Annotated in this window: 11 protein-coding genes; 3 read left to right on the forward strand and 8 right to left on the reverse strand. The window is 61.1% G+C overall.

Annotation, left to right across the window (positions count from 1 at the left end):
- Complete coding sequence (locus B3C64_RS04890) at nucleotides 1-165, forward strand: ZinT/AdcA family metal-binding protein (RefSeq protein WP_291534154.1); 165 nt, start codon at nucleotides 1-3, stop codon at nucleotides 163-165.
- Nucleotides 166-354: 189 nt separating this feature from the next.
- Here B3C64_RS04890 and B3C64_RS04895 read toward each other — a convergent pair whose 3' ends face one another.
- The 4 genes from B3C64_RS04895 to B3C64_RS04910 all read right to left on the reverse strand — a co-directional run bounded on the left by B3C64_RS04895 (nucleotide 355) and on the right by B3C64_RS04910 (nucleotide 3,630).
- Entirely contained in the window at nucleotides 355-807 is a 453-nt protein-coding gene (locus tag B3C64_RS04895) for a Fur family transcriptional regulator (protein ID WP_291534134.1), read from the reverse strand.
- A gap of 111 nt (nucleotides 808-918) precedes the next feature.
- A complete protein-coding gene (gene purK, locus B3C64_RS04900; protein WP_291534136.1) occupies nucleotides 919-2,094 on the reverse strand; it encodes a 5-(carboxyamino)imidazole ribonucleotide synthase in 1,176 nt (391 codons plus the stop codon).
- The gene (gene purE / locus B3C64_RS04905) at nucleotides 2,078-2,575 is read right to left on the reverse strand and encodes a 5-(carboxyamino)imidazole ribonucleotide mutase (RefSeq protein ID WP_291534137.1); all 498 of its coding nucleotides are present in this window, start codon (nucleotides 2,573-2,575) and stop codon (nucleotides 2,078-2,080) included. Before purE ends, purK begins: the two co-directional genes overlap by 17 nt.
- Nucleotides 2,576-2,628: 53 nt before the next feature.
- On the reverse strand, nucleotides 2,629-3,630 hold the full coding sequence (locus tag B3C64_RS04910) for a zinc-binding dehydrogenase (RefSeq protein WP_291534139.1): 1,002 nt from the start codon (nucleotides 3,628-3,630) through the stop codon (nucleotides 2,629-2,631).
- A gap of 186 nt (nucleotides 3,631-3,816) precedes the next feature.
- On the opposite strand from B3C64_RS04910, the gene B3C64_RS04915 reads away from it, so the two are divergent.
- Both B3C64_RS04915 and B3C64_RS04920 read left to right on the forward strand, forming a co-directional pair.
- Nucleotides 3,817-5,721, forward strand: coding sequence for a 1-deoxy-D-xylulose-5-phosphate synthase (locus B3C64_RS04915; protein ID WP_291534141.1), 1,905 nt, complete (start codon nucleotides 3,817-3,819; stop codon nucleotides 5,719-5,721).
- Between the two features lie 207 nt (nucleotides 5,722-5,928).
- Complete coding sequence (locus B3C64_RS04920) at nucleotides 5,929-6,363, forward strand: transposase (RefSeq protein WP_291534143.1); 435 nt, start codon at nucleotides 5,929-5,931, stop codon at nucleotides 6,361-6,363.
- A 354-nt stretch (nucleotides 6,364-6,717) separates the two neighbouring features.
- Here B3C64_RS04920 and B3C64_RS04925 read toward each other — a convergent pair whose 3' ends face one another.
- The 4 genes from B3C64_RS04925 to B3C64_RS04940 form a co-directional block, all read right to left on the reverse strand.
- On the reverse strand, nucleotides 6,718-7,665 hold the full coding sequence (locus B3C64_RS04925) for an SPFH domain-containing protein (RefSeq protein ID WP_291534144.1): 948 nt from the start codon (nucleotides 7,663-7,665) through the stop codon (nucleotides 6,718-6,720).
- A gap of 156 nt (nucleotides 7,666-7,821) precedes the next feature.
- Nucleotides 7,822-9,024, reverse strand: coding sequence for a trans-sulfuration enzyme family protein (locus B3C64_RS04930; protein ID WP_291534145.1), 1,203 nt, complete (start codon nucleotides 9,022-9,024; stop codon nucleotides 7,822-7,824).
- Nucleotides 9,025-9,275: 251 nt separating this feature from the next.
- Nucleotides 9,276-9,536 carry a mycoredoxin gene (locus tag B3C64_RS04935; protein WP_291534146.1) on the reverse strand — a complete coding sequence of 87 codons (261 nt, stop codon included), beginning with the start codon at nucleotides 9,534-9,536 and terminating at the stop codon, nucleotides 9,276-9,278.
- A gap of 185 nt (nucleotides 9,537-9,721) precedes the next feature.
- Nucleotides 9,722-9,886 (reverse strand): PLP-dependent transferase (locus B3C64_RS04940; RefSeq protein WP_291534155.1); only part of this gene is annotated, 165 nt, incomplete at its 5' end.

Raw genomic sequence — 9,886 nt, forward strand, 5'->3', positions numbered from 1 at the left:
GTGCAGTTCTCCGACCACGGCATAGCCCCGGGCAAGGCCGCGCACTTCCACATCTTCTCGGGAGACTCGCAGGCGGAGACCCTCAAGGAGATGGACAACTGGCCGACCTACTACCCCGCTTCGATGAGCGCCGATGAGGTGGCCACGGAGATGCTGGCCCACTGATCGCAAACATCTGAAGCGGCGCGGAACGACCCGTTCTGAAGATCCGCGCGGAAAACAGAACACACAAGAATGGTGCGCATCCATGATGTTTGGATGCGCACCATTCGTCGTCTTGGTCGCCATTCCGTCTTGCCATGCGACGGATCGCACCCCACGGCAAGACGGCATGTCGCCGAATCCACTGAATCGTCAGATGGAGCGGGACGCCGATTCCTCGCCAAGCGCGGCCTTCTTCTGGCATTCCGGGCACAATCCGAACACTTCCAGCGTGTGCCGTTCGATGGTGAATCCGTATTTGCGCGAGATGCCTCGCAGCCAGGATTCGGACGGCGATTCGATCTCCACCGTTTTGCCGCACCGCGTGCACACCAGATGATGGTGGTGCCCGTCATCGCCGCACAGGCGGAACAGCTGCTGCCCGTCCATGCGCACGGTATCGGCCTCGCCCGCGTCGGCCAGAGCGTTCAGCTGACGGTACACGGTGGCGAGTCCGACCTTCACGCCCTCGTCCTCAAGCCGGCGATGCAGATTCTGCGCGGAGATGAATTCGCTGCTCGCCTTGAGCGCGTCATGAATGAGTTCCTTCTGCTTGGTGTTCCGCTCCACGCCGTCAATCCGCCAATCTGCCCATCCACGGGCCATTGCAATATGCGCATCCGAACTCCACATCCGGATGCGCATACGTCATCAATCTGAAATTACCTGATACACCTTTATATATCAGACCTTATATATCAGCTATATCGGCGCCCCTCAGGACTTCCTCAGATCGTCCCAACATCCCGTCGCCTCAAGATCGGCCACGGTTTTGGCGGTGTCGTCGGTCAGCACCGTGATATGCCCCATCTTGCGGTCGTGGCGCACCTCGGCCTTGCAATAATCGTGCACGTTCCATTCGGGATGGTCGGCGATCAGCGCACGGGTCGGCGCCACATGCTGGCCGAGCACGTTGACCATGACGGCGGGCTTGAGCAGCTGCGGCTGTTCGAGCGGCCATCCGGCGATGCCGCGGATATGCGCGTCGAACTGGTCGAACGAGCACGCCTCGATGGTGTAGTGGCCGGAATTGTGCGGGCGCGGGGCCAGTTCGTTGACGATCACCTTGTCGTCCTTGGTGATGAACAGCTCGATGGCCAGGATGCCGGCCAATTCGAAGCCCTTCGCCAGACGCAACGCGAGTTCGTGGGCCTCCTTCGCGACCCCATCGCTGACCTCCGCCGGAGCGATGGTCATGTGCAGGATGTTGTTGCGGTGCTCGTTGCGCACGATCGGGAACGTCACGTAATCCTTGCCGTTGCCGGCGACGAGGATGCTCGCCTCGAAGGCGAAATCAACGAATCCTTCGAGGATGCTCGGCGGGAAGCCGCCACCGCGGTCGGCGCGGGAACGGACCTTCTCCAAGTCGGCATCGGAACGCAGCACCGTCTGGCCGTGGCCATCATAACCGCCGGAACGGGTCTTGAGCACCGCCGGATAGTGAATCTCGTCCAGAGCCTCGTCGACCTCCTCGACGCTATTCACGGCCTTCCACGGAGCGGTCGGCGTGCCATGGTCGTTGATGAACTGCTTTTCGTGGACGCGGTCCTGCGTGACGCGCAGCAGGTCGGTGCCCTGCGGCGCGGCTGCGAGGGAGCGCACCTCGTCGATGGCGTCGGCGTCCACGTTCTCGAATTCGTAGGTGAGCACGTCGGATTTCTCGGCGAGTTCGCGGATGGCGGTGATGTCGTCGTATTCGGCGGTGACTTGGAAGTCGGCGACCTGCGCGGTCGGGCAATCCGGCGTCGGATCGAGCACGCCGATGCGGAAGCCCATGTAGCGTGCGGACAGGGCCATCATGCGGCCGAGTTGCCCACCACCGACGATGCCGATGGTGGCGCCCGGCATCAGACGTTCGATGCGGCCGTTGGTTTCCTCAGACAAGCTGGGCATTGGATTCAGCCACCTTCTTCTTCAAGGAGTCGCGGTATTCCTGCAGCGCGTCCGCCAGACGCTCGTCGGTGGTGCTCAGAATGCTCACGGCCAGCAGACCGGCGTTCGTGGCACCGGAGTTGCCCACCGCGGTGGTGGCGACCGGAATGCCGCCGGGCATCTGCACGATGGACAGCAGCGAATCCCAGCCGGACAGCGCATGGGAGCGGACCGGCACGCCGATGACAGGCAGCGTGGTCTGGGCGGCCACCATGCCCGGCAGATGCGCGGCGCCGCCGGCGCCCGCGATGATGACCTTCAGTCCGTTGGCGCGCGCGCTGTGCGCGAACTCGCCCATGAGCTCCGGAGTGCGGTGGGCCGAAATCACCTGCTTCATGTACGGCACTTCGAATTTGTCGAGCACTTCGCAGGCATGCTTCATGGTCTCCCAATCGCTCGCCGACCCCATGATCACTGCGACTTCTGGCTTGTTATCTGCCATCAAAGGACCTCCGAAAAGAATTCAAGAGAATGTATTCCAGAACACCGCTTACTTTACGCACTCGGCTCGATGTGCAGCACGACCTTTCCAAAAACATCGCCGTCGACGATTCTGCCGAACGCCGCGCGGGCATCTGCGAGCGCGTAGACGGAATCGATGACGGGATGCAGGTCGGCGTGTTCCACGAACCGGAGCAGCCGTGCGAAGTCCTCCCGTGATCCCATGGTGTTGCCTTGCACGCGGATGTCCTGGAAGAAGATGCGGGTGAGTTCGGCACCCGGCTGGTCGCCTGTGGTGGCGCCGCAGATGGCGATGGTGCCGCCCGGACGCACGGATTTGACGGAGTGGCTCCATGTGGCCGCGCCCACCGATTCGATGACCGCGTCGACTTTGCGCGGCAGGCGCGATCCGGTTTCGAATGCCGCGTCCGCGCCGATCTCCATCGCACGCCGGCGCCGGTCTTCGCTGCGGGAGGTGACGAACACCTCCAGTCCGGCGGCGTGGGCGAGCTGTATCGCCGCGGTGGAGACGCCGCCGCCCGCGCCTTGGATGAGGACGGTGTCGCCCGGTTTCACGTTCGCGGAGGTGAACAGCAGCGAGTATGCGGTCAGCCAGCTGGTGCCGAGCGCCGCCGCCTCGTCGATGGTGAGGTTGGCGGGTTTGGCGAATACGTTGGCGCTGGGCACCTGGGTGCGTTCCGCCATGGTGCCCGCGTATTTCTCGGAAAGGATCGTGCGCCGCTCCCCCGGCATCACGCCCGCGCCGTCGGTGCCGACGAAGGTGTACGGCACCACCTCCGTGCCGGCTTTCAGTCCTTTGCGCACGGGGATGTCCTCTTCCAGGATTCCGGCCGCGTCGGTGCCGAGGATCATCGGGGTCTGCTCGGCGGCAAGGCCCACGCCCTGCAGACTCCACACGTCGTGGTGGTTCACGCTCGCCGCCTTGACCCGGATGGTGGACCAGAACGGCTTGGTTTCGGGCTCCGGCATGTCGCCCACTTCGAGGACGCCCAGCGGGTCGTCATGATTCACGCCTGCGGCGTATACGGCTTTCATATGCACGCTCCTTTGCGGTCGTATCGTTTTCCATCGTTTTCGCGCGCGTTCCGCGCGTGTCCCTCCTCTATTGTGCCGCAGTTGAGAAGACTTTGCGGTTATTTGCCCGCGAATACCCTTCCAGGGGCATACAGTGAGATAGGATTTCGCAGTTGCAGGGCTTAGAAGGAAGGGGTTCCACGCACGATGACCGCTGGCATACTGGATTCGATACATTCCCCGGCGGATGTGCATGCCCTCTCCGACCGGCAGCTTGACGATCTCTGCGGGGAGATCCGCAAGACCCTGCTTTCCTACGGTCATCTGCATGGAGGTCACATCGGTTCGAATCTCGGCGTGGTCGAACTCACCGTCGCCATGCACCATGTGTTCGATTCCCCGCATGATCGTTTCGTGTTCGACGTGTCGCATCAAAGCTATGTGCACAAGATGCTCACCGGCCGCGCGCGGGCGTATACGGACGAATCCCGTTTCGGAGAGGTGACGGGGTTCACCAATCCGGCGGAAAGCGAACACGATTCCTTCGTGCTCGGCCATACCGGCACGTCGATCTCCCTGGCCTGCGGCCTTGCGAAGACCCGTGACATGCAATGCGAAGTATCGGGGCACGCCGACATCGGCAACGTGATCGCCGTCATCGGCGACGGTTCGCTAAGCTCCGCGATCGCCTTCGAAGGATTGAACAACGCCGCGCAGCAGGGCGGCAACCTCATCATCATCATCAACGACAACGAGATGTCGATCGCCGAGGATTTCGGCGGCATGTACGGCGGGCTCGCACGTCTGCGCGCGTCGAACGGCACCGCGGAGCCCAATATCTTCAAGGCGTTCGGCCTTGACTACCGTTACGTGGAGCAGGGCAACGACGTGCATGCGCTGGTGGAGGCGCTGCGCGGCGTCAAAGACACCGACCATCCGGTCGTGCTGCACGTGCACACCGTCAAGGGTCTGGGTTTCGAGCCCGAAGGCCCCGTGGAGCATGGCTCCGACGGGTGCAATCAGACCAACACGCAACCCCATGCGGGGCAGTGCGAGGCGAACCATTGGCAGAATCCGGACGTTTCAATCAACAAGCCGTTGGACGCGCGGAAGTATTACGGCGAAATGGCCATGGCCTCCCTCGAACCGCGGTTCGCCAAGGAACCCGGTTTGGTGGTCATCTCCCCCGCGACGCCGGGCTCGAACGGCATCACACGTGATTTCCGTGAGCGCGCCGGCCGCCATTACGTCGACACCGGCATCGCCGAGGAGCATGCGGCGGCTTTCGCGGCGGGCATCGCGAAGGCTGGCGGCAGACCGGTTCTGGCCACTTCCGCCACGTTCTTCCAGCGCACGTTCGACCAGTTGCAGCAGGAGCTGTCGCTGAACCGGGTTCCCGCGACGCTGCTGATTTTCGGCGCGGGCATCTCCGGCACGGACAACACGCATTCGGGCGCGTTCGACATGCCGATGTTCGCGAACGTGCCGGATCTGACGTGTCTGGCTCCCGCCAATGGCACGCAGATGCTCGATATGCTCGCATGGGCGACCGGTCCTTCCGACCATGGCACCGTGGCCATCCGCATGCCGGGCGAACGCGTGCTCGCTCTGGAACGCGCCACCGACATGGCATATGACCCGATCGAACGCGCCGCGGATTACGAGCCGGCGTCCGGCCTCCGTGGTGCGTGCCCGTTCACACATTATGAGATCGTGAAACCGGGCAGGGATGTCGCGGTTCTCGGGCTTGGCAACACCGTGCCGCTGGCCGCGCAGGTCATTCGGCGATTGGCCGACGAGCATGGCATGGACGCCACGCTCGCGACGGCGCCGCAATATTCTTCCTTGGACGACGAGGCACTCACCATGCTGGCGTACGGACACCGGCTGGTCGTGACCGTGGAGGATGGCCAGCTGGACGGCGGCTGGGGAGAGAAGGTCACCGCCTTCTACGCGAACGCCACCGACAGAAGGCTCTCCTCTTTGCGCGTATTGAATTTTGGCGCGTCCAAGGAATTCACCGACCGCGTGCCGGTGGACGAGCTCTGCGAACGGTACGGTTTGACCTGCGATGCGATCATCGATCGCATTCGTCGGGTGCTTTCCGAATAGCGGTTCAGCGGACCCGGGAACATACCGGGCACCGGAATGGGATGCCGTTGCCTTCTTGACGGCATTGCCCTGTTTCGTGCCACAAACGTTCCGTTTCGTGCCAGAGGACCATGCTGGCATCCTACGGAAAAATACAATGGAGCCATCGCACCACACCGGCGAATGACTTCAGAGGCGCCGTCCGCATATCAAGTAAAGGGGGATATCATGCGTCGTCGTTTCACCCAAGCAGAAATGTATTATCTGAACACTTTGCCCGCCGTCGAACGGGCTTCGGCAGACCGGATCACCTATTCCCGTGACTTCCAGGTGCGTTGCATGGCGCAGTATCTGCGCGGCAATGGCCCTTCGAGCATTTTCGCCAGCGCTGGTCTTGATCCGAAAATCGTGGGAGGCAAGCGCATCGAACGTTCCATCGCGCGTTGGAAGTCGGATCCGCAGATCATGCGCGAGGCGCAGGTGCTTGCGAACGATACGAACAGCGACCAGCGCGATCTGATGGTCATCACCCAGGCCATGACCATCCGCTGGCTGGAGAAAAAGGTGATGGACCTGCAAAAGCGGCTTCGTGCCATTGAGTCCCAGGCCGCGGAGAACCTGCCGGCTTCGACGCGCGAAAAGTCCGTCGACATGGCCGCCTGATTCCTCCACGTCACCCGTTTCCGCAACATCACCGAGCCGATTGAGCGGACACCGAATCGACCCGGATCATCAGACGTGCGTCGCGGTACGGCGACGCTCGCATATAGGCCGATTCCTTCCTGCGGAACCGCATCTCCGTCACACATTCAGCGGTTCCGCAGGAAAGGGATCGGCCTTTTGCGTCTCGCTTCAAGTACGCCGGCCGCAATCCGGCGTATGAAAACCGCATGGCGTGCGATGCATGCAATTCGCACGTCATGCGGCAGATCATCTTCAGACGGCTTCCATGCACTCGCATCTTCCGATGAACGTCATGACTCGACAGCCGTCATGGAATCCATGGAATCATGGAAACTATTGACGATGCCTTGCCGTCGGTACGGAATCCGAAGATTCTTTCGCCTCGTTCGCCGTCGTCACGGCGTTCACGATCTGGTTGTACATGTCCTGATAGCCACCCGGCGTGGACGCGGGAAGCACCACGGTTTTGGCGTTGCCGGATTCGGCGAGGGAACGCATCACGTCAAGGTACTGGTTGAACAACACCACGTTGTTCACATCGCCGATGTTCATGCCGACCGCCTGCAGGCTTTTGATCTGGTCGACGATGCCGTTGGCGATCTCACGACGGTAATTGGCCTGGCCCTCGCCCTGCAGCCGCGTCTTCTCGGCCTCCGCGGCCGCCTGCGTCTCGATCTGGATGCGTTGCGCCTCGGCACGCTGCCGCGTGGCCTCCTTCTCACGCTGCGCCGCGTTGATGGAGTCCATGGCATTCTTGACCTGCGGGCTCGGATCGATGGCGGTGATCAGGGTCTTGACCACGGTGAAACCGAATCGGGCCATCTCGTTGCCCACGGTTTTCTGCACGTCGAACGCCACATCGTCCTTGCGGGCGAACGCGTCGTCAAGCGTCAACGCGGGGATGGCCGAACGCAGCGCGTCCTCCATGTAGGAGCGCAGCTGGCCGGCCGGATCGCGCAGCTCGTAATATGCGGTGGCCACGTTCTCGGGATTCACACGGAACTGGGTGGACGCCACGACCGTGACGAACACGTTGTCGAGCGTCTTGGTCTCCAGCTGCACGTTGAGCTGGTTGACGCGCATATTGGTTTTCATGGCGATGCGGTCCACGAACGGAATCCTGATATGGATGCCCGCGAACTGCACCTTGTTGAATTTGCCGAATCGTTCGATGATGTAGGCCTGCTGCTGAGGAACGATGAACAATGTGGATAGAAACAGGAACGCGATGATGAATGCGATGACAAGAAGCACGATGATGAAACCCGTAACACCAGTCATGATGCCATTCCCTTCTTTGGTGTTCTCTTCGGCGCCGCAACCATCGCGACGTCCATAACCACCTTATCAGGGATGCCGAGCGGTCGGCAACGACGTTCGCCCGCGAAGGAACTGTGCCGCCACGCATCGCCTATAATCGGCTATTCTTTCGTTTCATCAGGCCTTGACCGCGGTGGAGCGAACGGCATGCTCATTGCGTACGGCGACGGCGAAGGCGCCGTCCAGATCGTCGATGAGGTCCTCGACGTTCTCCAAGCCGATGGAGAGACGGATCAGCTCATCGGTGATGCCGAATGCAAGGCGCTTTTCCCGAGGCACTTCGAAATGGGTCATGCGCGCCGGATATTCCGCAAGGCTTTCCACCGCTCCCAAAGACACCGCCAGACGGAAGATACGCAGATTGTTCAGCACGTCCGCGGGATCGATGCCTTGGCGCACTTCGAAGCTCAGCACACCTCCCGTTCCGTTAAGCACGCGCGTGGCGACATCATGGTATGGAGACGATGCCAGCCCCGGATAGTGCACGGCGTCGACCAATGGATTCGATTCCAGCCATCGGGCCACCTTCAACGCGTTCCGTTGCTGCCGTTCAAGTCTTACGGACAACGTTTGCAGTCCACGACGGACCAGATCGGATTCCAACGGAGGTAGGATGCCGCCCAGACGGTTCAGCGCGAAGTAGATGCGGTTCCCGAGATCTTCGTTCTTGACGACGGCCAATCCCGCGATCACATCGGAGTGCCCGGCGAGGTATTTGGTCGCGGAGTGCAGCACCAGATCGGCGCCAAGGTCCAATGGCCGTTGGTTGAGCGGTGTGACGAACGTGTTGTCTACGAACACCAACGACCCGTGCTCATGTGCGATTGCGGCGATGCGTTCGACATCGTTCACCTTGAGCAGAGGATTCGTCAGTCCTTCGAAATAGATGGCTTTGGCATGCCCGCCATTCGCCTCGACACGTTCGAACGCGGCGCGCACCTGACCGAGATCGGCGGTGTTCACCGTGTCGAACAGAATTCCCCAACGATGGAAATGCTCGTTGATCTGGGAATACGTGCCGCCGTACACGTCATCGCCGACGATGATCCGATCGCCCGGTTCGAAAATCGAAAGCACGGCGTGAATCGCGGCAAGGCCCGACGCGAACGCGAATCCCCTGGCACCGTGTTCAAGCTGCGCGATCTGCCGTTCCAGGAACTCACGGGTCGGATTGCCGCTGCGCGCGTAGTCCCAACGTGGAGCGTCATCCACGGATTTGAAGGCGAAGGTCGATGAATTGTAGATAGGCGGATTCACCGCACCGGTGTCGTTGTCTTTGACATCGACGCCATGAATCAGTTGAGTATCGAAACGCACCACGATGCCATCCCCTTCACGTTGTTGCCGGTATCTTCTTTCGTTGGTATCCAGCTAACAGCATGAACGACGGCATCTCAAGCCCGAACATATACGCAAAAGCTATAGCGCGTTCCGTGCCGTCTTTTCCGGAAAATACGCCCGTTACGATCAGCCGTTTGATAACTCGCTATAGCTGTTTGCGATATGAAAATGGGTGTTTGCCATTTCACAATATGGAACGGCAAACACCCCTTATACACCAGCTTGACGAATCAGAGCAAACCAAGCTCCTTGCACTTGGCCTCCAGCTGCGTGGCGGAAGGCTCCACCAGCCACGAGCCATCGGCGGCGAAACGAATCACGGGGATGTGCTTCTGCCCGCTGATCTCGACGGCCTTCTCGGCAGCGCCATCCTCATGCTCGATGTCATGAAGATCATAGGCGACTCCGAATCGGTCGAGAGCGGCCTTGGCACGACGGCAATCGCCGCACCAATCGGCCCCGTAGAAATCAATCGTCGCGTCATTCGTCATGGCGAATCCCCCTATTCATAACATGCGACCGCATGGTCATGCGGAATCACGTAAATCATACATATGACCGCGCACGACCGCACGACCGCCCAAATGTCGGCGCAGCATCGCCACGCACCGCCTTTCCGCACGCCGCATCATGTTCGGCATGACACGCTGTTCAGTGTGATGCGTCATTCAAAAACTCAGTACGCTCCGGCGATCGCCTGGTCCAGATCGGCGATCAGATCATCGACGTTCTCCAAACCGATCGACAGCCGGATAAGGTTGTCGCTCACGCCCGCGGCATCGTAGTAGTCGGCGGGAACCTCGCGATGCGTCACCTTGGTCGGGTTGACGATCAGCGAGCG

The organism is Bifidobacterium sp. UBA6881 (genome assembly GCA_002451435.1).
Classification (GTDB): Bacteria; Actinomycetota; Actinomycetes; order Actinomycetales; family Bifidobacteriaceae; genus Bifidobacterium.